14 protein-coding genes are annotated in these 26,660 nt (G+C 39.6%); 9 read left to right on the top strand and 5 right to left on the bottom strand.

Going from position 1 to position 26,660, the window contains the following annotated elements:
- Window positions 1-24: 24 nt before the first annotated feature.
- The 3 genes from ACFO6W_RS19915 to ACFO6W_RS19905 all read left to right on the top strand — a co-directional run bounded on the left by ACFO6W_RS19915 (window position 25) and on the right by ACFO6W_RS19905 (window position 8,973).
- A complete protein-coding gene (locus ACFO6W_RS19915; RefSeq protein ID WP_379999698.1) occupies window positions 25-3,342 on the top strand; it encodes an MGH1-like glycoside hydrolase domain-containing protein in 3,318 nt (1,105 codons plus the stop codon).
- Between the two features lie 124 nt (window positions 3,343-3,466).
- Window positions 3,467-6,148 carry a glycoside hydrolase family 78 protein gene (locus ACFO6W_RS19910; protein WP_379999696.1) on the top strand — a complete coding sequence of 894 codons (2,682 nt, stop codon included), beginning with the start codon at window positions 3,467-3,469 and terminating at the stop codon, window positions 6,146-6,148.
- 797 nt (window positions 6,149-6,945) lie between these two features.
- Window positions 6,946-8,973 carry an aceric acid hydrolase gene (locus tag ACFO6W_RS19905; RefSeq protein WP_379999694.1) on the top strand — a complete coding sequence of 676 codons (2,028 nt, stop codon included), beginning with the start codon at window positions 6,946-6,948 and terminating at the stop codon, window positions 8,971-8,973.
- A gap of 80 nt (window positions 8,974-9,053) precedes the next feature.
- Here the strand turns inward: ACFO6W_RS19905 and fucP are convergent, their stop codons facing one another.
- The 4 genes from fucP to ACFO6W_RS19885 form a co-directional block, all read right to left on the bottom strand.
- The gene (gene fucP, locus ACFO6W_RS19900) at window positions 9,054-10,319 is read right to left on the bottom strand and encodes an L-fucose:H+ symporter permease (RefSeq protein ID WP_379999692.1); all 1,266 of its coding nucleotides are present in this window, start codon (window positions 10,317-10,319) and stop codon (window positions 9,054-9,056) included.
- Between the two features lie 43 nt (window positions 10,320-10,362).
- The gene (locus ACFO6W_RS19895; RefSeq protein WP_379999690.1) at window positions 10,363-11,286 is read right to left on the bottom strand and encodes an amidohydrolase family protein; all 924 of its coding nucleotides are present in this window, start codon (window positions 11,284-11,286) and stop codon (window positions 10,363-10,365) included.
- A gap of 12 nt (window positions 11,287-11,298) precedes the next feature.
- A complete protein-coding gene (locus ACFO6W_RS19890; protein ID WP_379999688.1) occupies window positions 11,299-12,315 on the bottom strand; it encodes a zinc-binding alcohol dehydrogenase family protein in 1,017 nt (338 codons plus the stop codon).
- Between the two features lie 68 nt (window positions 12,316-12,383).
- Entirely contained in the window at window positions 12,384-13,316 is a 933-nt protein-coding gene (locus ACFO6W_RS19885) for an aldo/keto reductase (RefSeq protein WP_379999686.1), read from the bottom strand.
- A 138-nt stretch (window positions 13,317-13,454) separates the two neighbouring features.
- Here ACFO6W_RS19885 and ACFO6W_RS19880 point away from each other — a divergent pair, with 138 nt between their 5' ends.
- On the top strand, window positions 13,455-14,483 hold the full coding sequence (locus tag ACFO6W_RS19880; protein WP_379999684.1) for a LacI family DNA-binding transcriptional regulator: 1,029 nt from the start codon (window positions 13,455-13,457) through the stop codon (window positions 14,481-14,483).
- Between the two features lie 99 nt (window positions 14,484-14,582).
- Here the strand turns inward: ACFO6W_RS19880 and ACFO6W_RS19875 are convergent, their stop codons facing one another.
- Window positions 14,583-18,653, bottom strand: a complete 4,071-nt coding sequence (locus ACFO6W_RS19875) for a hybrid sensor histidine kinase/response regulator transcription factor (protein ID WP_379999682.1) — start codon at window positions 18,651-18,653, stop codon at window positions 14,583-14,585.
- 253 nt (window positions 18,654-18,906) lie between these two features.
- On the opposite strand from ACFO6W_RS19875, the gene ACFO6W_RS19870 reads away from it, so the two are divergent.
- The 5 genes from ACFO6W_RS19870 (at window position 18,907) to ACFO6W_RS19850 (ending at window position 26,587) form a co-directional block, all read left to right on the top strand.
- Window positions 18,907-19,164, top strand: a complete 258-nt coding sequence (locus tag ACFO6W_RS19870; protein WP_379999680.1) for a hypothetical protein — start codon at window positions 18,907-18,909, stop codon at window positions 19,162-19,164.
- 260 nt (window positions 19,165-19,424) lie between these two features.
- Entirely contained in the window at window positions 19,425-22,538 is a 3,114-nt protein-coding gene (locus tag ACFO6W_RS19865; RefSeq protein ID WP_379999678.1) for a SusC/RagA family TonB-linked outer membrane protein, read from the top strand.
- A 15-nt stretch (window positions 22,539-22,553) separates the two neighbouring features.
- Window positions 22,554-24,185 (top strand): RagB/SusD family nutrient uptake outer membrane protein, encoded by a 1,632-nt coding sequence (locus ACFO6W_RS19860; protein ID WP_379999676.1) that lies wholly within the window; start codon window positions 22,554-22,556, stop codon window positions 24,183-24,185.
- A gap of 31 nt (window positions 24,186-24,216) precedes the next feature.
- Window positions 24,217-25,359 (top strand): SusE domain-containing protein, encoded by a 1,143-nt coding sequence (locus tag ACFO6W_RS19855; protein WP_379999674.1) that lies wholly within the window; start codon window positions 24,217-24,219, stop codon window positions 25,357-25,359.
- A 79-nt stretch (window positions 25,360-25,438) separates the two neighbouring features.
- Window positions 25,439-26,587: a glycoside hydrolase family 76 protein gene (locus tag ACFO6W_RS19850; RefSeq protein WP_379999672.1), complete on the top strand. Its 1,149-nt coding sequence runs from the start codon at window positions 25,439-25,441 to the stop codon at window positions 26,585-26,587.
- Window positions 26,588-26,660: the final 73 nt, after the last annotated feature.

Here is a 26,660-nt window from a genome sequence, read left to right as displayed (position 1 = left end):
ACACCTATAATATAATTTATTAAGATGATTAAAAGATTCAAAGTCGCATTAGCCTTAGTTGCAATAACCCTGGCCGCGTCAGCACAAGACGGTGTGCATTATACAGGGAAAACATTGTCTAATGTAGATTACCATCACGGACAACTAAGCCCCGCAGTAGGGACACATAACATACAAACATTCCGTGCCAACAGAGAATATCCCCAAAAAGCGGAAGGACTGGGCTGGACATACAACCATGCTCCTATGCTCGCCTATTGGAACGGTACATTTTATCTGGAGTATCTGAACGCTCCGGTAGGTGAGCATGTGCCCCCGACAAGAACAATGATACAAACATCGAAGGATGGTTATAACTGGACTACCCCTGTAACTCTTTTCCCTGAGTATAAAGTGCCTGATGGATATACTAAACCCGATTACCCGGGCGTAGCAAAAGACCTGTATGCGATCACACATCAGCGTGTAGGTTTTTTCACGGCAAAAAACGGACGTCTTTTGACCATCAGCTATTATGGTGTTGCGCTGGATATGAAGGATGACCCCAACGATGGAAATGGTATCGGGCGTGTTATCCGCGAAATAAAGAAAGACGGGTCATTCGGACCTATCCACTTTATCCGTTACAATCACGCATTCAATGAAAAGAATACAGATTTTCCATTTTATAAGAAGAGTAAAGATAAAGGATTTGTCGAGGCATGCGACGAACTTCTTTCCAATCCCCTGTACATGATACAATGGATAGAAGAGGCCGACAGGAACGACCCTATTATACCTAAAATACAGGCATATAAGGCATTCAGTTATTACAGGCTGGATGACGGGCGCATCGTCGGATTATGGAAACACGCGCTTACAACCATCAGTAATGATGGAGGGAAGACATGGCCCGAACCGGCACAACGTGCTCCGGGCTTTGTTAACAGTAATGCAAAAATCTGGGGGCAAAGAACTTCGGATCAGAAATTCGCGACAGTTTATAATCCGTCCGAATTCCGTTGGCCACTGGCTGTTTCTACAAGTATGGACGGATTGGAATATACCGATCTGTATCTTGTACACGGAGACATCACTCCTATGCGATACGGAGGAAATTATAAATCGAGAGGCCCTCAATACGTAAGGGGCATACAGGAGAACAACGGCACTCCTCCGGATGGTAATATGTGGGTTACCTACAGCATGAATAAAGAAGATATGTGGGTTGCCAAAGTACCTGTGCCTGTTACCAATATGGCGACAAGCCACGCCGACGAGGTATTCGACAACATGCCTGAAGGAAAAGAACTCGATGTATGGAACATATACAGTCCGCTATGGGCACCTGTAAAAATAGAAAAGCGTAATGATGGTAAACGCTGGCTTTCTCTTAAGGATCGGGATTTATTCGATTATGCAAAAGCAGAGAGAGTAGTCCCCGAATCACAGACATTAGATGCTTCTTTTGCTGTACTGCCAATGCAAAACGATAGAGGAAATCTTCAAATAGAATTTCAGAATGCGAAAGGAGAAGCCTGTACACGTATAATCTTCGACAATGACGGCCTGATGAAACTGAAAACAGGAGCCAGATACAATACATTGACTCCGTATGAAGCCAATCAGGTATATAATATACAGGTATCACTGAATACAACAACCCGCAGCCTGACGATGAAAATCAACGACAAGAATATTCCGGCCCGCTTATTCTTCAACCCTGTCAAATCAATAACAAGAGTTGTATTCCGCACCGGAGATCTGCCGTTAGACCCTACACCGAACACACCTGCCGACAGGTTTACCGATCTGCCGAACTCCGGTGAAGATGAGCCGGAAGCAGCGTATTACATCTCTTATCTGAAAACGTCGAACCCGACTAAAACGGCTGTAATATTAGACGCTGGTAACTTCAAATCCTATGTAGATTACTTCAATACGATGGAAGATGAAAATATCGTACAGGCTATTCCTAATTCTCAGTCGTGGGACTGGATGAAAGCTAATATTCCATTATTCGAATGTCCGCAAAAGAATTTTGAAGAGATGTATTATTACAGATGGTGGTCGTTCCGAAAACATATCAAAGAAACCCCTGTTGGGTACGGAATAACTGAATTTTTGGTAAACAGGTCTTACGCTGATAAGTACAACCTGATTGCATGCGCGATAGGTCATCATGTATATGAAAGCCGCTGGCTCCATGACCAGAAATATACCAACCAATATATCCATGTCTGGTTCAGAGGCAACGAAGGAAAGCCGATGAATAAACTCCGTAAGTTCAGTAGCTGGACAGCCAATGCTTTATACAACAAGTATCTGGTAGATGGCGACAAAAACTATTTGCTGGATATGTATCCCGACCTTGAGAATGAATATTCGCAGTGGGAAGGCGACCACAGGTTACCCAGCGGGCTATACTGGCAGGGTGATGTACAGGATGGCATGGAAGAAACAATCAGTGGCGGCCGCCGTAAACAATATGCCCGCCCTACCATCAACTCTTATATGTATGGCAATGCCATTGCATTGGCCGAAATAGCAAAAATGAAAGGAGATGAAGCTGCTGTAAAAAAATATGAAGAAAAAGCTGCTGAAATAAAGAATCTTATTCAAACTCAGTTGTGGAATACGGATAGTGTTTTCTTTGAAACATTAAGGGCCCCCGGAGAATTTGCCCAGGCACGTGAAGCAATCGGTTACATACCATGGTATTTCAATTTGCCGGACGAGAAAAATGGATATGCCCAGGCCTGGAAGCAAGTAACCGAACCGAAAGGATTCCTTGCTCCTTACGGGCTGACAACTGCCGAGCGCCGCCACCCTCTCTTCCGTACTCACGGATGTTGCAACTGCGAGTGGGATGGAGCCATCTGGCCTTTTGCCACTTCCCAAACCCTAACAGCTATGGCCAATGTTTTGAACAACTATAAGCAAGATGTGGTAAACGACAGCATCTACTTCCGCCATATGGAACTATATGTAGAAAGCCAGCATCACAGAGGCCGTCCATATATCGGCGAATATCAGGATGAAGTGACAGGTTACTGGTTGAAAGGGGACCAGGAGCGCAGCCGTTATTACAACCATTCTACATTTAATGACCTTATTATATCGGGACTTGTAGGGTTACGCCCGCGGGCAGACCAGATGCTGGAAGTCAATCCGCTCCTCCCTGATGGCAAATGGGATTGGTTTTGTCTGGACAATGTGCCTTATCATGGCAAGACCATCACGATTGTCTGGGACAAAACAGGAGAAAAATATAAGCGTGGAAAAGGATTTTATGTAATGGTAAACGGAAAGGTCGTTGCCAGAGCGGATAATCTTACGAAACTGACTTATAAAATGCAATAATAAGGATTTCAAGATTTCAGGTCTCAAGATTTCAAGATTTTTATGGCACACAAATAACTCCATGAAGGCTTGTACTTTTGAAATCTTGAGACCTGAAATTTTGAAATATTGAAATATCATATATATGAAAAGACTGACTGTAAACATAGTAGCCTTACTCATTTGTTTAAATATTTTTTCAATCGGCATTTCAAACCTCACCGTAGAGATGCAGCAGGCACCTTTGGCTATAGATACCGATAGCCCGCGGTTCGGGTGGCTGCTGACATCAGATGAAAAGGGTGACTGCCAGACTGCATATCAGATTACAGTAATGAACGGCAGTAATAAAGTATGGGATTCGGGAAGGGTGAAATCGAACCAGAGCCAACTGGTTCCCTATAAAGGCAAAAAACCGGAAAGCAATACCCGCTATATATGGAATGTAAAAGTGTGGGATAAGAACGGGAAGATGACAGAAAGTGAATCTTCATTTTTCGAAACAGCCCCTGCATTTTCTTCATCTGAAATACAATGGATAGGCGCTATCAGCCGAGCCAAAGCAAACTTACCGATCGGCCGCCGCGATCTTCACGGGCCTTCTTTCAAAAAGCCTGAATACAAGGAAGTGTATGACAAGATAGATACGTTGGCTTTACGAAGTATCAGTCTGCGGAAGACTTTCAATTCATATAAAAAAGTAGAAAGAGCCATCGTTCATGTATCAGGGCTTGGACATTACAATCTTTATCTGAATGGTAAACGTGTGAGCAAAGATATATTCACCCCTGTATGGAGCGATTATGACAGAACGGTTTATTATAATACCTATCAGGTAGATTCACTTTTGCTTTCCGGTGAAAATGCTATCGGCGTCACACTAGGCAATGGTTTTTATAATGCGGTAGGCAACCGCTACCGTAAATTGTGGATATCGTTCGGTCCTCCTACCCTGTTCCTGAAAATGCATGTATATTACAGTGACGGTTCGGAAGATATAATTTTATCTGACGAAACATGGAAATATTCGTTAAGCCCCATCACTTTCAACGATATATATGGCGGTGAGGACTATGATGCCCGGGTGGAACAAAAAGGGTGGAACAAACCGGGATTCGATGACAGGACATGGAAACCGGTGGTTTTGCAGGAAGCTCCTAAAGGCACATTAAGAGCGCAACAAGTCACCAATGTCCGCAGTATGAAAGAATATAGTGCGGTAAAAATGACCAGAATAGATTCAAGCTATGTACTGGATATGGGGCAAAATCTTTCGGGTTATCCGTCGATCAAAGTAAAAGGAAAGGCCGGACAAACGGTAAAATTAACAGTCGGCGAACTATTGAATGAAGAAACAGGCCTTGTTTCCCAAAAGCAATCGGGTGGTCCCTATACCTATTACTACACGCTGAAAGGAGATGGTGAAGAAAGCTGGCATCCTGAGTTCTCCTACTATGGATACCAATATATACAGGTAGACGGGGCAAATATACTGTCTTACAGTAACGATAAACCGACCGTCACCGACATAAAGTCCCATTTTATTTACAATTCGGTCGAAGAAAACGGCTATTTCCAATCATCGAATGAGATATTCAACAAGGCTCATGTTCTGATAAAAAACGCGGTAAAGAGTAATATGCAGGCTGTGTTCACTGACTGTCCGCATCGTGAAAAACTAGGCTGGCTGGAAGAAACCCATCTAAACGGCCCCGGACTGCTTTACAACTGGAACCTCACCCAAATGTTCAACAAGGTGATGCAGGATATGGAAGACGGGCAGCAACCGAACGGGCTGATACCAAATATTGTACCCGAGTATGTAGTATTCGGCGACGGCCTGGAAGTATTCCGCGATTCTCCAGAATGGGGAGGCGCTTCTGTTATCATGCCGTGGATGTATTATCGATTTTACGGGGACAAAAGCATACTTAGCAAGTATTATAATGTGATGAAACGTTACGTGGATTATCTGACGTCCATGTCGGCAAATCAGATTGTTTCCCACGGACTTGGCGACTGGTACGATTATGGCGAGCACCGCGCAGGATTCTCTAAAAACAGCCCTGTAGAGGTTTCCGCGACAGCACATTATTTCTATGTCACTCATTTGTTTACTGAAATAGCAAAGCTAACAGGAAACAGCTCTGATGAAAAGAGATACGGTTCCCTGGCAAATGAGATAAGAAATGCTTTCAATAACAGATTCTTCAACAAGGATACTAAACAATATGGTTCGGGCAGCCAGTTTTGTAATGCCGTAGCCATATTTATGGATCTGGTAGAGCCGGCACATAAGCAGGCTGTAATGGACAATCTGAAAAAAGATATTGCTCAAAGAGGAAACCGCCTGACTACGGGTGATGTAGGTAATCGTTACCTGTTTCAGGCTTTGGCTCTGAATGGTGAAAACGAACTGATGTACCTTATGAACAATCATTATGATGCTCCCGGATATGGCTTCCAGATAAAATACGGAGTGACCACACTGACCGAACAATGGGACCCACGCAAAGGCGCGTCATGGAACCACTTTATGATGGGACAGATAGATGAATGGTTTTTCCGCAGTCTGGCAGGGATAGAACCGGCAGCACCGGGCTTTCAGGAATTTACCGTACAACCTCAGCCTGTCGGCGATCTGACATGGGTAAAAGCAGGGCATAAAACCCTTTATGGCGATATTAAAGTGGAATGGCAACGGAAGGACAGTAAGTTTTACCTGACTGTGCTCGTTCCTGTAAATACCAGGGCTACCGTAGTTTTACCCGACGGAAAGACACAATCGGTAGGTTCGGGCGAATATAAATTTGATTGCAGCATATAAGTTATGTTAATCAGAAATTGAAAACTTTATCTATGTTATTAGCTGATAGTTCTTTGAAAGAATGAACGAGCCCTTTCAATCCCCAAAAGGCAGGGCTGTTAAGTTCTACGTTTTATTCTGTTATTCTCTGCTATCATCCTGAGTGAAACGAAGGATCTTTTTCGATTTAGGAGATGTTTCACTTCGTTCAACATGACACAGAGGGTATAAGAATGCAGAACTTAACAGCCTTGCCCGAAGGGGGACTTACAGAGAGGGAAAAAAGTAACAGATAAAAAATAGTAGGAAATGTGTCAAGTTTGTCAAGTTTTATACATAAGCTATTGGCTAACAGCTATTAGCTAATAGCTAAAAAGGTGTTACCTTTTAACAGTTACGAGTTACTTCGCCCTACGGGTAGTTACAAGTTACGAGTAGACAAGATACGAGATACGAGTTGTTAACTGATGACTGCTAACTGCTAACTGTTCACTGATATATCTGTTACCTTTGTTACCTTTTAACAATATATAGTTAATAAATATAAAAAACATAAGACAAAAACAGTAAAAAAAGTGTCAGATATGTCAGGTTTTAACTAAACGTAGTTAATAAACGTGAACAAGGCGATAAGTGATGAGTTAGACTTTGCATCTTTGCGAGAGAAACTTTTTAAGGAAGAGATGCTTCGTTCCGCTCAACATGACAGAATATGAAGGTTCTCAAAAAGCTAACGGCTAAAAGCTATCAGCTAATAGCTAAAAAACTGTTACTTCTGTTACTTTTTAAAGTCAATATATGTAAAAATACAATACAGAATGAAATTTAAAAGTTTATCCTTATTTTTTCTATCCCTTTTTTTCGCAGCAACAACATCAGGTCAGACAAAAGGACTTACTAACACGACCAAAAGCCCCTATGCAAAGATGCATAGCGTAGATCTGAGCGATGTAGTTTGGACAAAAGGCTTCTGGGCCGAACGGTTCGATGTATGTAAAGACACCATGCTTTACAATATGTGGCGTATATTCGACAACCCCGAACTCAGTCATGCTTACCGCAATTTTGAAGTTGCCGCCGGCCTGAAAGAAGGTGAACACAAAGACCCTCCTTTTTTCGATGGCGATATGTATAAATGGCTTGAGGGCGCCGCCGCCGTTTACGCCATTACCAAAGACCCGAAGCTGGATGAGTTGATGGATCGTTTTATCGAAACAATCCGGCTCTCACAGCGTGAAGACGGATACATCCATACTGCCACGATCGTCGCTCACAAAAATAATCCCGGAGTAAAAAAAGGATTTGAGGAAAGGCTTCATTTCGAAACATATAATATGGGACATCTGATGACAGCCGGTTGTGTACATTACAGGGCTACAGGCAAAAGATCGCTATTGGATTTGGCTGTAAAGACTACAGAATTCCTTTATAGTTTCTATAAAACAGCAACTAACGAACTGGCAAGAAGCGCCATCTGCCCGTCTCATTACATGGGAGTAGTAGAGATGTACCGGACAACCGGAAACCCGAAGTATCTGGAATTATCAAAAAGCCTTATAGACATTCGGGGGATGGTAGAAAACGGAACAGATGATAATCAGGACAGGATTCCCTTCCGCGAGCAAAGAGTAGCTATGGGACATGCCGTCCGCGCCAACTACCTGTATGCAGGTGTAGCCGATGTATATCTTGAAACCGGAGATAAAACGCTTTTGGATTGCCTGCACCCGATCTGGGACGATGTTACTTACCGGAAGATGTATATAACAGGCGGCTGCGGTGCTTTATATGATGGTACCTCTCCCGACGGAACAGCTTACGAGCCGGACAGCATACAGAAAGTACATCAATCGTATGGACGGGCGTATCAGTTGCCGCAAGAGACAGCGCACAATGAGACCTGTGCCAATATAGGCAATATGCTGTGGAATTTCAGGATGCTCCAACTTTCTGCCGATTCCAAGTATGCCGATATTATGGAGCAGACATACTACAATAGTATCCTGTCAGGCATCAGCCTTGATGGTAAGAAGTATTTCTATACAAACGCATTAAGCCGCACTCATGAATTTCCTTACCAAATGCGCTGGGGTAATTTCAGACAGGAATATATCAGCTGTTTCTGCTGCCCGCCTAACACTGTGCGCACCATAGCGGAAGCTAACAGCTATGCATACACGACTTCCGGTAAAGGTGTTTATTGTAATCTTTATGGTAGCAATATTTTAAGAACCAAGGGAGCCGATGGTTCTGACATTCATATTACGCAAACGACGGATTACCCGTGGGATGGAAATATTAGCATGAAAATAGAAAAGGCTCCGGAAAAACCTTACTCCATATTCCTGCGTATCCCTGAATGGTGCGAGAATGCTTCCATAAAGGTAAATGGTAAAGCTACGGATATACTAGTGATTCCGGGAAGCTATGCAGAGGTAAACGGCACATGGAAGAATGGTGACATTATAGAACTGGATATGCCATTCGAAGCCAGATTGGTAGAATCGAATCCGATGGTTGAGGAGAACCGCAACCAAATAGCTGTAATGTATGGCCCGCTGGTTTACTGTATGGAAGGGAACGACCTGCCGGAAGGGGTATCAATACATGACATCCTCATTCCTACGAATATAAGATTAACGCCAAAAGTTATCAGTATAGATAACAGTAAGGTAGTAACGCTGACAGGAAAAGCCCGTATGCTCACTGACAACAAATGGGATGGCAAATTGTATCGTAAGGTTAATAATTCGGCCAAAGATGTTGATATAAGCCTTATTCCGTATTATGCGTGGAACAACCGGGGAAATTACGATATGTCGGTGTGGTTAAGAGCTGTTAGGTAGTTACAATCCCTAAGGCAGTTACGAGTTACAAGTAGATTGACGCACTGAGAGCGTAAAACGACTTGTAACTCGTAACCAAATCAATCCACGACCTTATATCCTTTCCATCCGTAATATGCACAGAAAACAAAGCAGATAAGCGGAATGATATAAGCTATCTGATAGATCTGTTCATTATGGTGCATGATATAAGCCGTAAGTTGTGGCAGGCAGGCATTTCCTACTATGGCCATTACAAGGAAGGCCGAGCCGCTCTTCGTATTCTTCCCCAGGCCTTCGAGAGCCAGCGAAAACTGGGTAGGATACATAATCGACATGAAGAACGAAACGCCAAGCATAGCGTATAGGCCGGCCATTCCGCCAAATATCATAATCACCGCGCATAAGGCAATATTGGTCAGCGCATATACCACAAGCATATTCTGCGGTTTGAACTTTACCATCAGCATGGTCCCTACCCAGCGCCCAAGCAGGAAAGCCAGCATATAAAGCCCGAAGAATGTTGTTGCTGTACCTTCGGCCATTCCTGCATAAGTACAGCAATAGACCAGGAACAGACTATTGATAGCCGTCTGTCCTCCATTATAAAAGAATTGGGCAATTACTCCCCAACGGAGATGAGATCGTTTCAGCACTTTAAAGTCGATAAGCTTATCATCATTCTTTTGTCCTTCTTCATGATCTCCTTCTTTGATTTTAGGAAGATGGGAAAAGACAAATACAACAGCTATCACGATCAGTACACCGGCCAGAATGAGATAGGGAAGCTTCATCGCATCCGTCTCGAACTGAATATAACCTTCCCACCCGCCGGTATAATCGGCAGGAATAGTCTCACGGCTGTATTCTTGTCCGCTAAGTACAAGTTTACTCAGGAACATAGCCGCAATAAAAGCACCTAATCCGTTGAAGGACTGGGCAAGGTTCAGCCTCCTGGGCGCCGTCTTCGGGTCCCCCAAAACCGTAACATAAGGATTAGCCGCCGTCTCAAGGAAACACATTCCCGTAGCGATAATAAAGAATATACCTAAGTATGCCCAATACTCCCTGATGATCGAAGCAGGGAAGAACAGAAGCCCACCCATTGCGGCCAGACACAAGCCGAATATAATGCCGGCCTTGTAGCTGTATTTCTTCATAAACATTGCTATAGGGATTGGGAATATGAAATAAGCCAGCCAATAGGCTGTCTCTGTAAATGATGCTTCAAAAGTATTGAGTTCGCAGGTCTTCATCAACTGACGTATCATTGTCGGCAAAAGATTACTGCTGATAGCCCAGATAAAGAAAAGGCTGAAGATAAGCGCAAGTGCTATTGTATAGGTATTCTTCTTATTGTTGTTCATGGCTGTTATATGACGTTTTCCTGGTTTGTTCCGGATAATATATCTATTCGGACATGTTTTTGATATAAGGAAGGTCTATCAGGCTTTTAAAGCGATAGAATCTCTCTGCGTTTTCTCCTAAAAACATGGCCTTTTCTTCATCGGCCAGACTCTTTGACTTTAATACAAAGTCATAGGACATACGGTAGGTAATAGCCGTTATAGTGCGTGGATAATCCGAGCCCCACATCAGTTTGTCCATTCCTACCAGCCCGGCTGCTTCCTGTATGGCTTTTATGGCACCGGTAAAGGGATAAAACTCATCATTAAACAACCAGGTGATCCCTCCCGATTCTATCATTACGTTCTTATTCCGCGCCAGCTTTATCTGTTCCTGCCACCCTTCACGGGTCACCATCCCAAAATGGCCAATTGCTATTCTCAGATCAGGACATGCTGCTATTACTTCCTTCATTTCCCCGACCTGTTCCGCTCCGTCTGCCAGATCAATAGACAGGAGGATATCGTTCTTTTCCATTAGCCTGAATATCTCCATCATCGGGTCTGATGTTAAATAAAGCCTGCCTTCGGGTAAGAAAAAGCGGTGAGCCGGAACTTTGAGGGCTTTAAAACCGTGTCCTATCAGTTTTTTCGCATGCTTTATATAATTAGGCCGCCTTACATCAAACATCCCGCAACACATAAATCTATCGGGATATTTCTCTCCTACCTCCGACAGATAAGCGTTTTGCAGGCCATCTATATATTCCTGAGTAATAACGGCGGCAGAGACCTGTGCGTAATTCATATTCGCAAGAAATATTTCTGCCGTGTTCCTTCCATCTACCATAAACGGGGGAATCATCTGACGAATCTCTCCCATAAAAATAGACTGTCCACCTTCCAATGCCTTTATCTTCTGCCCATTTACTTCCGTATCCTGACTTAACCAAAGGTGCGCATGAGCATCTATTATCTTGAAATCCATAGATCTTCTTTTTTAAAATTCAATGAGTATTCTGAATACCTTACCCGGATTTTCAGCCCATCCAGCCAGTGCTTTCTGTGCCTCTTCCGGTCTATATATTGCTGTTATAAGCTCATCTTTCGGACATGTGCCGCGTTTCATATATTCAATCACTGCCCGAAAATCTTCAGGCATAGCATTCCTTGAACCTCTGATATCCAGTTCCTTTTGCACAAAATATTTTGTTTCAAAAGCTATTTCAGTTTTAGCGTATCCTATACAGACAACCCGCCCTGTGAAAGCGACCTCATTTATGGCAGTCTGATAAGTCACCGGAGCGCCAACAGCCTCTATAACAACATCTGGGCCCGAGCCGTTGGTAATCTCATATAAACGGGAATGGACATCTTCAGTCTTTGAATTTATTGTATTAACTGCCCCTAAGCGTTTAGCCAAGGCCAGTTTCTCGTCATCCATATCCATCGCGATAACTCTTGCTCCCCTCAAAACGGCACGGACAATCGCTCCTACCCCAATCATACCGCACCCTATAACCAATACATTATCTATGTCTGTTATTGCTGCACGGGCAACAGCATGAAAGCCGACACTCATAGGCTCAACCAAAGCGAAATCACGGGGATTCATATCTTTATCTACTATCACCTTCTGCCAGGGTACAGCTATATATTCACACATGGCCCCGTCGCGCTGTACACCAAAAGTCTCATTATGCTGGCAGGCATTAGGACAGCCATTTCGGCAAGAAGGACAATATCCACAATTGGTATAAGGATTTACCGTACAAGACATACCTTTTTTAATAGATTCAGGCACATTAACCGATATATCTTCCACAACAGCGCCTATCTCATGACCGGGAATCACAGGTAACCTCACCATTGGATTCTTCCCCAGATAAGTATTGAGGTCAGAACCACAAAAGCCTACATATTTGATTTTGACAAGGACTTCCCCTTGTTTTAATTCAGGTTTGTCTTTTTCCAATACAGCAACCTTTTGACTTTCTATTATAGTAACTGCTTTCATTTTTACCTTTTGGCTATTAGATTTTATTACGATTATTTCAGATTTTATATTTTTCAACCAGGTAAACATCAACTGTTCAGCCAAGTATCCCGGAAACGGGACTTTAGTATGGAGCGTACTTCTTTCAGTAACTCTTCATTCAATGACAGTTCAGCCCACCTGATATTTTGAAGTATTGCTTCGGAACGGGATGTACTGAACAAGGTAGTTGCAATCCGGGGATTGGAAACCGAATAACTAATGGCTAACTGCTCTATAGAGGTATCTTTCCCCTTACAATATTCCATAGCCTTATTGCATAAATCTTTCAAGGGATTTGGTGCAGGGTGCCATTCCGGGGCGCCTCTTTCGGTGAGCAGCCCCATAGAAAAAGGGGACGCGTTGATTACACCGATTCCTTTTTCTTCAAAGAAGTCGAGATAATCAAGCAGTTCATCATCATTGAGACAATAATGACAGAATGACAATACACTATCTACTGTTCCAAGAGGCACATTGTCAATTACATATTTCAGATGCTTAAGGGTAAGATTGGTTAATCCTACATTCTTTACAATGCCTTCCTCTCTCATTTCTACCAATGCAGGAAGAGTTTCTGCACAGATCATTTCCAGATCGGAGAATTCGATATCATGAATATTAATAAGATCCACATAATCGACATGGAGGCGTTCCATACTTTCGTATACACTTAATCTTGCTTTCTTAGCCGAATAGTCCCAATAGTTTAGCCCGTCTTTTCCATATCTTCCTACTTTTGTAGAAAGATAATATTCGCTTCTGTCTATATTTTTTAAGGCTTTTCCCAGTATAATCTCAGCTTTTAAATGGCCATAATAAGGAGACGCATCAATAAAATTAATACCGTTTTCTATTGCTGTATATACGGCTTCAATCCCCTCTTTTTCCTTTACAGGATGAAAGACTCCCCCCAATGAGGAAGCGCCAAAACTCAAATTGGACACTTTCATTCCTGTTTTACCAATTTCTCTATATTCCACGATACGGATTTATTTAAGGTTTATGTACCCAAAAATATAGCTTTGTAAATTTCATTTAATCAATTTATAGTGAAAACAGAACGCAAACCTTTGCGTAACTCGAAGCTATTTTGTATTTTCAGGAATTAATTGTTTCGCATGGATAAAAAACGCCCTATATCATTAAGAGATCTGGCTTCAGAACTAGGAGTTTCTATTTCCACGGTTTCGAGAGCACTTAAAAATAGCCCTGAAATCAGCATGGAAATGAAAGAGAAAATAAAAAAACTCGCAAAGAAAAGGAACTACCGGCCTAATCCCTTTGCTATGAGCTTACTAAAGAATGCACCGCGCATAATCGGTATAATAGTTCCCGATATAGTAACCCATTACTATTCATCCATCATTAGCGGCATAAATGATGTTGCCAGAAAAAATGAGTATTCAATAATCATTACTTCTTCCTACGAAAATTATAAACTCGAAATGCAATGTCTCGAAGATCTCATTAATATAAGGGTAGAAGGTATTATAGTATGTCTCTCTCAGGAAACTACAGACTACTCTCATTTCGAGGCCCTATATGACCAGAATATACCCCTTGTGTTTTTTGACCGGGTTTGCCTGATCAGAAAGTTTTCTTCAGTTATAACAGATAACGAAGATTCGGCATTTCATGCCGTCAGCCACCTTATCGAAACGGGTTCGAAACGCATAGGTTTTATTGGAGGAGCCAATCATCTGGAAATTGTAAAGCAACGGAAGCATGGTTATCTGCAAGCCCTTAGGAATTACAGAATACCAATAGAAAAGGAACTTGTCTATTGTAAAAAAATCGGCTACGAATCGGGATATGATGGGGCACATGCTTTATTATCATTGCCTGAGCCTCCTGATGCAATACTAGGAATGACAGACAGCCTGGCTTTTGGAGCCATGAAAGCCATCAGGGAACATAATTTACGCATTCCTGAAGATATCTCTCTGATTGGTTATACAGACGAGGTCCATTCTAATTATGTAGAACCTCCACTCACAGCTGTTACGCATCAAACCTACAAAATGGGCGAAACCGCTTGCAAATTACTACTGAAACACATAAAAGGGAATAATAAAGTTGAACAGATCACAATTCCCTGTATTCTATCCGTCCGGGCTTCATCTATAAAGCATCAGAAAAAGGAGTAAAGCATTGTATTTCAATCTGCCTATAAGGCTCATTCTATAACGACATTGTTCTATAGCACTTTGCTTCCTTATTCCATATTCGTTATTTTACCGGTAACATTATTCAAATCTTTTTTTACCGGATTTATATTTGCTTATATTCTTATCCCTATACTCTTTTGGTGTACAACCATATTTTTGAGAAAATAGCCTAAAGAAAGTCGCCCTGTTTGTAAATCCGGATTTATAGACGATCTCATCTATTGTCATTTGACTATTTAGAAGATACTTGTGGGCTATATGCATTCGGGATTCTTTTATCATTTCGGAAGGACTGTCACAATCTATTTCGCCTAATTTTCGATACATATGCCGAGGACTTATGTTCAACTCGGCAGCTATGAATTGGCTCGATAACTTTGGGTTATGAATATTTTGATTTATAACACTTAATATATTCTGTATAAATTCGATATTCCCTTTATGCGTTAGTTTCCCTTTATTTAACACAAATGCGCTCATTGGCGAGTCCAGATAATCTTTTAGGGCTTCGTCCTGCGAAAGTAAAGATTTTACAGATGTTTTCAGATAATTTGGATCAAATGGCTTGGCTATATACATCTGAGCCCCTGTAGATAATCCTCTTATCTGCTCTTCGGTAGAATGTTTGGCTGAAATAAGTATCATCGGGATGTGTGCCGTCCTCTTATTGGCTTTTATTTTTTCAGTTAAGGAAATACCATCTATCTGAGGCATCATTATGTCGCTGATAATAATATCAGGAGATACTTCAAGCAATAAGCCCTCGACTATTGTAGAATTATTGACAGGAATAACATTGTATTCATTTTTAAAAATTTCGCATATCAACCATAATATTTCAGAATCGTCATCAATTACAAGGATTGTCATTTTAGTTTGATCTAATTGATTTTGATCAGGGTGTATTATAGCGTCATATTCTATGACAGGCTTCATTTCATGTAAAATATTTCCAATCTTACTTGTTTCCGCATGCTGGGTTATCTCTTTTTGAGGAATCCGTACAGTAAAACGGGTATTTTCATTTACAGTGCTTTCAACATCAATAGTACCATCAAGTAATTTTACCATATTATAGGAGATAGCCAATCCTAATCCATTTCTGGAACTGCCTTTTATTTTGTCCTGGTTCTCAAAATTATCCAATATCATGTACCGGTCAAAAACACGGCTTAAATCCTGGTCTTTGATTCCTTTTCCGGTATTGGTGATAACAATACATAGTTCTTCATTTTCTTCAAATATATCTAAAGATATAGTCCCGTTTTGATTAGTATATTTGAATGCATTGGAAATCAGATTTGTAACAATTGTATATAAAAAGTTCTTATCCGAGTTCCAATAAAGGCTGCGAGGTATATTACGTTTGAAAATAATCTTTTTGGATTCGGAGAAGTTACAAAAAGACTCGCTCAGGTCTTTTATGAGAGTAGATACATCTATATTTTCGATGACGGGAGAACTATTATCTGTTTCTATCCGACGGAATTCTATCAGATTCTGAATGAGGTCGTTCATCCGTTCTGCATTTCGCTGAATCAGTAATATATTTTTCTTAATATAATTATCCGTTCCCAGATAAGTTAAAATATTATTACATGGCCCATAAATAAGGGTCAGTGGCGTACAAAACTCATGCGCTATATTTGTAAAAAAGCGTAGTTTAGATTCATAAACTTCTTCCTGGTGTTGTTGCTGAAGCTTTCTTATAGCATTTTTCTTCTTTCTCTCGTTACGTACATATATTTCTTTTATTATGTATATAATACAGATCAAGATTAGGACAGTATATGCCAGATAGGCCCACCAGGACATATACCAGGGAGGAGAAATTTTGATAATCAGGGAATATTCGGGACTTTCTATTCCCGTAAGTTTATTTTTATATTTCACATGTAATATATACTCACCGGGAGGTATACTCGTAAAAGAAGCATAATTAGATGCTCCGTTATCTATCCACTGTTTACTCAACCCTTCTAGTTGGTAGTAATAATTATAGTCATATCCGTTGATATAATCTAATGCAGTAAATGACAAGGAAAAGAAATTCTGATTATGAGAGAGCCTTAATACATTTGAACCCTCTTCGTCCATAATATAGTCGTACAGATTCCCTTTACTACCATATATCATTAAGTCCCCAAAATAAATAGGAGGTAGAAAATCCTGCTGTTGAATATTTGTTTCGGATACAACCACAAAGCCATTGATTCCCCCAAAATACAGATTATTGGTCTTACTGTCTTTGAATGCTGCGCCATCACTAAATTCTACGATCTGTATTCCATTATGTTTATTATACAAGTGGAAGGTCTCTTTGTTGATATTAAAACGTACAATACCTTGATTCGTACTTAACCACAGGTTGTCCCGGGCGTCAGTTAATATTGTATGAATGGTATTATTAGGCAGTCCATCTTTCTGATTAAAAAGCTTACGTTCTCCACTGGCTGTTTCTCTCAGTAAACCATAACTGGTTCCAAACCAAAGATTATTGTTTAGGTCGGAATTGATAGCATAGATATCATTTATAGTTTGATTTTCGCACAAATCATAAAAATTCTCATTGTTCAATTGAAGATTTTCGGGTTCGAAGTAAAAAGCTCCGTATCCCCTATTCCCAAACCATAATGTAGAATTTACAGAATCATTATAAATTGTAAAAAAATAATTACAGAAACTAGTACCGTCATTTATCATTATTCTGTTTGCCGATTCAACATAAGGGGTATTCCCTGCCCATTTTAGTCGTGCTTTGACAATACCGGTACCGACCGTAGCAATCCACAAGGTAGAATCATTCAGTTCGCATATTCCGTGTATGAATTTCACATCCTCTCCGTCGGCGATAAAATCCAGTCTCTTTATTTCATCACGGTCATATGAGTAATAATTTAGCCCGAGTTCAGTTCCTATCCACAGAATATTATGTCTACTTTTTTCAAAAGCATAAATTGAATTATCTGTCAGCCGGCTATTTGAAGTTGTGATATATTCCGTTTTGTGAGAGGAGAAATCTTTATCAACTTCAAACTTGTTTATTTTGGCTATTCCATCGCCTTTGGTTCCAATCCACAGATCCCTGTTATAATCCATAAAAAGTGCACGTACAGGCTTATCTATTCTGGGAATAAAATTCGAAAGAGGATAGGAACGCATTATATATATATTATTTGACAGCATATATACACCATGCCCGTCTGTTCCAATCCATATAACATCCTGATACCTGCCTTTTACCAAGCAAAAGATCCCGGACTTTATCCCGATATCTTCTATTTTATATTTATTTACACTATCGCTGATGTTTTCTAATTTCAAGACACCGTTTGTTTTAAACCCAATGAAAAAATCATCGTGCAACTTTATGATGGAAGAAATAATACCCCTGCTTTTTATTTCTTTTTCCAGCTTCGATATATAATATTTTTTCTTAGAGACAAAGTTATATTCATACAAAGTATATGTTTCATCTACGAAATAAATAATATCCGGGGTTTCCTTTTCATGGAAGCAATAGATTAACCCGGGGGCATGTTCAAATGGGTCCTGTTTTATCAACAAAACCTCCCCGGTGTTTTTTCTATTGATTGTCAGACTTATATTCTTACCATCCCGCATAAAAATATGCATGATGTCTTCTGAAGTAATAGTGAATCCGATAATTTGATTGTATACTAACCCTGATACCGTAATTTTCTTAAATGAGTCAGAATCCTGATGATAATAATAAATGCAACTATTCTCATTGATAATATATACAATATTATGCTTATCCTTTTCGATAAAATAAAGACCTTTGAATTGGTTGTATGCCGATAGCTGCCAATTTCTTTTATTGAGTTTGTTCAGTCCATAATTTGTATGTATCCATAAAATATTATCTTCTGTTTCGAGAATACTTTCAATCAGATTACCCGACAAATTAATTTTATCTCCAGTAGGTTTATATACCTGCACATTTTTTCCATTGTATAAGTTTAAACCATCGCAAGTTCCGAGCCACATATAGCCGTCTTTATCTTGTTGCATAGAAAGTATTGCACTATTCGACAAACCATCCCTGTTTGTTATTTGTTGTATATTATTAGCTGATAATCCCGATATACATACCCAAAGGCTAATAATAAAACAAATATTTCTCATGCTTATTTCTCTTGTCTCAGACATTATCAAATATGTATTTATTTGTGACAAATATAAGCAAATAGACTCCGAACAACAATATACACAGTATGAAATAAAAAAGTTAAAAAGTATAATTATGCGACAATATTGTAATGAAATAAGACTTCGCAATGGATTCAATGATTAGAATTATATGAGAGATACTTAAGGTCTGTATATTTGCCTTTGATAAATTAATACCCTAAAAAATATCTCTATATCTTTATTTAATATGTTATCGAAAAACAGAATAGGATTTAGAATCCCGACAGCTAAAATTATTACAATAATAAATGCGGTTTTTCCTTCTAATAATTTGGAAGTTATCTCTGTTTTATTAAGAGAGAGAGAGAGAGAGAGAGAGAGAGAGAGAGAGAGAGAGAGAGAGAGAGAGAGAGAGAGAGAGATTAAATATAATAAAAAAAAGGGATTTAGTAAAAAATATTTACTATTTTCTTACACCTATAAAGAGAGGGTCTCTTATGCTTGATTGTCAGGTATAAGGGGCCTTCTTTTTTTAATTAAACCTCAATTAACTAACCATTTAAAATTTAGTCTATGTAAAATAATCATGAGAAATTTTAATAAGAAAAAAGAAAAAGAGATTTTCTAATAATAAATGTTGATCGCATTGCAATCATTCTTACTTCCGATTAAATAAAAAAATAGCGGAAGATAAAACATTTTACAAATACGAAGATCCCTAACTCTTAGTCAAAAAAAATAAAAAACAAATCTAAGAACCATTCTATGATTAAAAAGCAGCACAAAACAATTTTTACTTGCATTTTGAGCGGATTCTTACTAATGAATTCGTCTCTACACATATATGCAGGAGAAAACAATTTGAATGAGACTCAGCAGTCTGTTACAAAGACTGTTTCCGGGACCGTGAAAGATCAAGGTGGAGAGCCATTGATTGGAGCAACTATAGTTGTTAAAGGAACTACAAAAGGAGTTACGACCGATATTGACGGGAATTATACCATTACATGTTCTGATAAAGACTACCTGGTAATTTCTTATATGGGATTCGTAGCACAGGAAGTTCTTGTCGGGAATAAGACCAATATATCTGTTGTATTATTGGAAGACTCTAAAGTTTTAGACGAAATTATTGTAATCGGATATGGAACAACTACCCGGAAGAGCGTTGTCGGAGCCGTAGATCAAGTAAAGTCGAAAATGCTGGAAGACAGGCCTACATCCAATATGGCTCAGGCGCTTCAGGGAGCTTCTCCCAGTTTGATTATACAGCAGAAAAGTATGGATCCAAACAACAATAGTATGAATATAAACATAAGAGGACTTTCTACAATGAATGACAATGCCCCTCTTATTGTTATCGATGGGCTGGTCTCGGACGACGCCAGTTTAAACAAACTTAATCCAAATGATATAGAAAGTGTATCTGTATTGAAAGATGCCGGAACCGCGGCAATATATGGCTCCCGGTCTTCCAATGGAGTTATCCTGATAACAACTAAAACGGGAAAGAAGAATCAACGCCCGTTAGTCCGGTTAAATGGGCAGGTAGGGGCTCAAGATCCTAAAATCCTATTCAGGCCTGTTTCCGGCTATCAGAATGCAACATTGAAAAACTTATCTTTGACTAATACCGGCCAGGCTCCGCAATATTCACCTCAACAGATTCAGGATCTATATGCTCACCAGAATGAGGAATATTGGTATTATGATAAGATTATACAAACGGCACTTCAACAATCTTATAATGTTAGTGTATCGGGAGGTAATGATAATACCACTTACATGTTTTCCGGCGGATATTTTGATCAGGAAAGCAACTACAAAGGTCCCGGCTATGGTGTGGCACGTTATAATTTACGTTCCAGCATCATAACAGAATATGGCCGGTTCAAATTGACTTCTATTCTGGGCTATACCCGTGATGATGGTAAAAAAAGTGTAGATGGCAATGCTATCATTAATTCATCTCGTATACCTACCTACTATTGGAATAGACTACAAGATGAAAATGGAAGATATTTGGTAAATGATCTGCTTACCGATCAAAATCCTTTGGCCGGTCTGAAAGAAAGCGGATATGAAAAAGGAAATACTGACTATATCAATGTTAATCTTGGATTAGAAGTAAAGATAATCGATGGTCTTAAACTCAAAGGTATTTTAGGAGCTGATATTTTCGATTATCACAGATTTATCAGAAGAAAAGCTGTTCCGATGTATATGAGCGGCGCTGATGAACCAATAGCATATATGAATCCGGATGGAGGTACAGAAGATTACAATGAAAATAAACGTTTGATGAATTATCAGCTGTTAGCCGATTATCAGAAAACCTTTAATCAAAATCACAACCTTTCGGTTTTATTCGGAGCTTCCAATGAATCTTATACGTTCAAAAGTAATGAGATCAAACATCAGAAAACAAATGATCTCGGAGTAAGCATCGATCCTGAAAAAATAACAGGAAGCACATCTTTAGGCAGGGAGAAGAGAAGTATTACGTCCATCTTAGGCCGTTTATCTTACAATTTCATGGATAAATATTATGCTGAATTCAGCTTCAGGGAAGATGGTTCTTCCATGTTTGCAAAGGATAATCGCTGGGGATTCTTTCCCTCAGGCTCGTTAGGATGGAGAATTTCGGAAGAAAAGTTTATGGATTCTTATAAAAAAGAAGTCGGAGACCTGAAAATCCGTTCTTCATACGGGATACTAGGTAACCAGCGTGTTTCTTCGTATCAGACAATCACTACTTATGATAATTATCAGAATACATATGTGTTTAATGGCAAACCTGTCGTAGGAGCCGGATTCAATTATGGGAATGTGGATATGCAATGGGAAACATCTCATAATTTCAATATTGGTTTCGATGCCGGCTTCTTCCAAGGAGCTTTAAATGCAACATTTGATTATTTTCACAAAACCACAAAAGATATTTTGCTAAATCCTGAAATTCCTACTGTATTTGGCGGTGGTCTGAAAAATTACAACATGGGTGAAATGAAAAATCAGGGATGGGAACTTGTTCTCAACTATCGTTTAGATACTAAGGATTTTAAACACTCTTTTTCTGGTAATATCGGAGATTCATGGAATAAGGTCACTAAATTCATTGGAAATGAGCAGATCAGTACATCCGATGAAATTTCACGTTTGATCAGGATCGGTCTTCCGTTCAATGTCTATTATGGATATAAAGTCGACGGATACTTCAAGTCGATGGATGAAATTTCATCTTCAGCCCTTCCCGTAGGAGTCTCGGCTTCTGACCTGCGCCCGGGAGATGCCAAGTATATCGATCGTAACGGAGATGGCGTCATTGATGCAAAAGACCGTTATGTCTTAGGTAATGCCTTTCCTCGTTATACATTTGGATTCACTTATGACCTAACATGGAAAGATTTTGATTTCAGTATGTTCTGGCAAGGAGTAGGCAAACGGGATATGATGGTGCGTGGTGAGTTAGTGGAACCTTTTCACAGCAATTATTCTTATACAATATACCAACATCAGCTAAATTATTGGTCTCCGACCAACACCAGCGCCGACTGGCCTCGTTTGGCAGCTATAGGCTCTACTTCTAATAAAAATAACTATGGCATGGGTTCTGAAATCAATCTGGCAGACGGAAAATACTTGCGTTTGAAAAATATTCAGATAGGATATACTTTGCCTAAAAGCTTAACTCGTAAGATAGGTTTGGAAAAAGTGCGTACATATATCAATGGACAGAACCTATTAACCTTTAGCAAAAATTCATGGATCGATCCGGAATCATCGGAATTTAACTCTAACATGTCTGGTTCGGCCAATAGTGCCCGGAATTATCCGACTCTGAGATATTACGGTTTTGGTTTTGACATAGAATTTTAAACAAACAGATAATATATGAAAGTAAATAAATTCAAATATATAATTTTATCTTGTATTGGTTCATTTCTCCTGTTTTCATGCAACAGTCTGGATCAAGAGCCTACAGATAAATACACAGATGCAACATTCTGGCAATCGGCCGAGAATGCTGAATCAATTGTCAATATGGCTTACAGCCAGATGTATGGCGCAGGCAAATTATGGAATGATGAAGGCCTTTCTGATAATGTGATTGAAGGGCGGGATAATAATGATGGCCGCATGATCCGTAATGGTTTGGCTGATCCATCGTTAGGCCGCTTCGCAAGTGAGTGGAAATGGGCTTATGAAGGGATTAAAACCTCTCATAAATATCTGGAAAATGTAGATAAGGTTCCCAAAATGAGTGCATCCTTAAAAGAACAGAGGAAAGCTGAAATACGTTTTATCCGGGCTTTTATATATTTCCGGTTAGTGAATTTTTATGGCGACGTTCCTTTCTTTACATCGGATATCTCATTATCAGATGCAAGTACAATAAGCCGTACATCTAAAGCTACTGTATTAAAGTTCATCCATGACGAATTAGACGATATAGTACAATATCTCCCAGCCCGTAATTCAAGTTTTTCGGCAGAAAACAATGGACGCATCACAAAAGGAGCTGCTTTAGCATTTCAGGCTCGGGCGTATCTATATGAAAGCAATTGGGCGAAAGTGGAAGAATGTACAAACAAGCTAATCAATGAACAAGCAACCTATGGTACATACGGCTTGTTCAAAAACTACGAGAATCTGTTCCATACTGAAAATAAATATAATGAAGAGGTTATTCTTGACTATGGATATACAACATCTTATCGTATTTGGAGCGAAATGTATTCAAGAGTACCAATGTCGGTAGGGGCTTTTCTTAATAGTTGCGCACCAACTCAGGAATTGGTAGACGATTATCTTACTGTAAAAGGATTATCAATTGATAAGGATGCGAGTTACAAGGAAAATGAGCCTTACAAAGATCGTGATCCCCGGCTGACCTATACTATTGTATATGACGGATATAAATGGACAAAACCTGATGGAACCGTTGTTACAATAGAAACAAAATCAGGAGCAAATTCAGCGGATGCCTGGCAAGGAACCAACTCGAACCGCTCTATTACAGGATATTATATTCGCAAATATTTCGATCCGGAATCAACCAACTCCGAATCAAGCTATAATCAACATAATAACATTATTATGTTCCGTTATGCCGATGTATTATTAATGTATGCGGAAGCAATGTTTGAACAAAACAAAATGAGTCAGACTGTTTGGAACGAAACAATTAAACCGATCCGTACCCGTGCAGGATTTTCCGGCGATGCGTTAAACTACCCGTCAGCTCTCTCTACTGATGAAATGAGAGAATTGATTCATCGCGAACGTCGCTGTGAGTTAGCTCTCGAAGGACTTAGATATTATGATATTGTCCGTTGGAAAGAAGGGACAAAATATTTGAACGGGGTTGTTCGCGGTGCAAAATTTGCAAATAATAATACAGCCTATATCACTCTCGATACGCGTAAGTTTAATGAAAACAAAGATTATCTGTGGTCTGTGCCCCGTTCGCAAATTCAGCTGAATCCGAACTTAAAGCCAAACAATCCGGGATATGCTAACTAAAAATCATAAATCAAATACAAAGAAAATAATTATGAAAACAATACTAAATAAGATATTAATTCTGATCCTATTTGTGATTGGCTTCACTGCCTGCAAAAGTGATGATATGAATTTTTCAGATGCAAAAGTGACTGCTGTTAATACTTTATATGAACCATCTGATGACAAAGCGATAAATTTAACTCCTACCGGATCTTTATATTTTTCATGGGAACCTGCTGCTGTTGAAGATGGAGGTTCACCCCTATACGAAGTATTATTTGACAAAGTAGACGGAAATTTCTCTAATCCGATATATGTGGCAACCTCTGATCAGAATGGATATTCTAATGGAGCATCCGTTACACATAAAATACTCAGTAAAGTCGCCGGATATGCAGGTGCTGAACCGGGTGAAACAGCAACTGTAAAATGGACTGTAAGATCTTCCCGTGGAATTAATCAGGCGGTTTCTCCTGCTTCCCGGGAATTGACTCTCACCCGTTTTGTAGGGTTTGCAGAATTGCCCGATCAGGTATTTATTACGGGTAGCGGTTCTGAAGCGGGGGATGATATTGCAAATGCGATGCAAATGACAAGAACAGCGCAAGGTGAATATGAAATATATATAAAACTTATTCCGGGAGGAACATATAAGTTTGTGGATGCAAAAGCGGGAACACCTCGTGAGTTCTATATAGAAAACAATATGATAAAAGAAGGAGCCGAAAGTACTTCAAATACTTTAAATGGAGTATTTCGAATTTCTCTCGACTTTAATACTGCATCGCCAGCCTCACCTATTGAAATTACAAATGTTGGATTCTGGTTCTGTCCAAGTAATAAAAGTGAATGGAATCTGGCATACGCAGGAGAGGGTATATGGAAAGGCTCCGGGCCTGTTAACTTTAAGCAAGAGTCATGGGGACGCGATCAACGCTATAAATTTAGAGTTACCACAAAAGACTCTTCAGGAACTACAATCATGGAAGACTGGGGTCCTAAAAACATGAATGAAGACGGCACTCCATCGGGGGCAGCTAGCTACTATGAAATTAAGACGTATATAACTTCATCATTGAACGATCCTCAATGGAATCCTAAATGGAAATTTGCAAGTGAGTTTGACGGAGCCAATGTAAACCTTACGGTTAAAATGTCCGGAGAACAATATACACACGAAGTTTCGAAATAAGAATTAATAGATTATCCCAAAAATTTCTAATTTTATAAGATATAAGTTTTTGGGATAATCTTAACAATGTAAAATATCTATGAAAAAAATAATATATACAATTCTGTCATTCGGTTTGTTCTTTCTGCAATCGTGTGGAGACATAGATGATGAGTATACATACGAAGAGTGGACAGAAGTAAACTGGTCTGCGGTAGCCGACAGTACTACAAATTCCTTAATAGACAGGTTCTGGAATACATCCGGTAATTATTTCAATTATGGAAATGATGGAACCACCATAGATTTTCATTATTGGCCCAATGCCCATGCAATGGATGTTCTGATCGATGCTTATCAAAGGACTAATGATACAAAATATAGTGCATATTTTGATAAATGGCATGCCGGCATTAAAGTGAAAAATGGTAATACATATAAGAATGATTATGTCGATGATATGGAATGGAATGCATTGACAATGTTAAGAATATATGATATTACTAAGGATGTAAAATATCTTGATACGGCTAAAGAACTTTGGGGCTGGATAAAAGACGCGTGGACCGAAGATGCCGGGGGAGGCATAACCTGGTGCACCAACCCCAACGTGCTGTTTACGAAAAATGCCTGTTCTAATGGTCCCGCAGCAATTATTGGTGCGAGAATGTACAATATAACAAATGACCAGTCTGATTTGGAATGGGCAAAAAAAATATATGAATGGGAGAAAAATACATTGGTGAACAGAGCTACAGGTGCAATTAGCGATCATATTGTATGTGAAACAAATGAAGTAAAAGGTGTCGCATTGACATATAATCAAGGCACTTATGTCGGAGCTGCTGTAGAATTGTTCGGCATTACAGGAGATAGAACATACCTCAATGAAGCTCAAAAAGTTACTAATTATACCATTTCCAGTCTTATAAACACAAGTAATAATATATTGAGAGATGAAGGCAATGGAGATAACGGTCTCTTCAAAGGTATATTTATCCGTTACTTTTTGGAATTGATCAAAGTAAATGAATTACCCGATTCATACCGCAATAAATATATCACGTTTTTCAATAATAATGCAAATGTGCTTTGGTCCTCCGGTGTTTACAAAGAAGACTTACTATTTGGGCCGGCCTGGGATACTGCTCCTGTAGGGATAACCCAGCTTACATCGCAGGCTAGCGGATGTATGATGATAGAAGCAAAAGCAGCGTATGAGAGATGGGAAACTTCTCAAAAACAATAACGTTCTGAAAATAACCTATGACAGAGAGTTTGTCTTAAAAGCAAATTCTCTGTCTTTACTCTTTAATATCCAC

Origin of the sequence: Dysgonomonas termitidis, assembly GCF_042654545.1 — a bacterium.
Lineage (GTDB): Bacteria > Bacteroidota > Bacteroidia > Bacteroidales > Dysgonomonadaceae > Dysgonomonas > Dysgonomonas termitidis.
This window is presented reverse-complemented; position numbering and strand designations above follow the sequence as displayed.

Coding starts and splice junctions, on each gene's coding strand:
- ACFO6W_RS19915 (WP_379999698.1), top strand. CDS start 25: ATGATTAAAAGATTCAAAGTCGCATTAGCCTTAGTTGCAATAACCCTG.
- ACFO6W_RS19910 (WP_379999696.1), top strand. CDS start 3,467: ATGAAAAGACTGACTGTAAACATAGTAGCCTTACTCATTTGTTTAAAT.
- ACFO6W_RS19905 (WP_379999694.1), top strand. CDS start 6,946: ATGAAATTTAAAAGTTTATCCTTATTTTTTCTATCCCTTTTTTTCGCA.
- fucP (WP_379999692.1), bottom strand. CDS start 10,319: ATGAACAACAATAAGAAGAATACCTATACAATAGCACTTGCGCTTATC.
- ACFO6W_RS19895 (WP_379999690.1), bottom strand. CDS start 11,286: ATGGATTTCAAGATAATAGATGCTCATGCGCACCTTTGGTTAAGTCAG.
- ACFO6W_RS19890 (WP_379999688.1), bottom strand. CDS start 12,315: ATGAAAGCAGTTACTATAATAGAAAGTCAAAAGGTTGCTGTATTGGAA.
- ACFO6W_RS19880 (WP_379999684.1), top strand. CDS start 13,455: ATGGATAAAAAACGCCCTATATCATTAAGAGATCTGGCTTCAGAACTA.
- ACFO6W_RS19875 (WP_379999682.1), bottom strand. CDS start 18,653: ATGAGAAATATTTGTTTTATTATTAGCCTTTGGGTATGTATATCGGGA.
- ACFO6W_RS19870 (WP_379999680.1), top strand. CDS start 18,907: ATGTTATCGAAAAACAGAATAGGATTTAGAATCCCGACAGCTAAAATT.
- ACFO6W_RS19865 (WP_379999678.1), top strand. CDS start 19,425: ATGATTAAAAAGCAGCACAAAACAATTTTTACTTGCATTTTGAGCGGA.
- ACFO6W_RS19860 (WP_379999676.1), top strand. CDS start 22,554: ATGAAAGTAAATAAATTCAAATATATAATTTTATCTTGTATTGGTTCA.
- ACFO6W_RS19855 (WP_379999674.1), top strand. CDS start 24,217: ATGAAAACAATACTAAATAAGATATTAATTCTGATCCTATTTGTGATT.
- ACFO6W_RS19850 (WP_379999672.1), top strand. CDS start 25,439: ATGAAAAAAATAATATATACAATTCTGTCATTCGGTTTGTTCTTTCTG.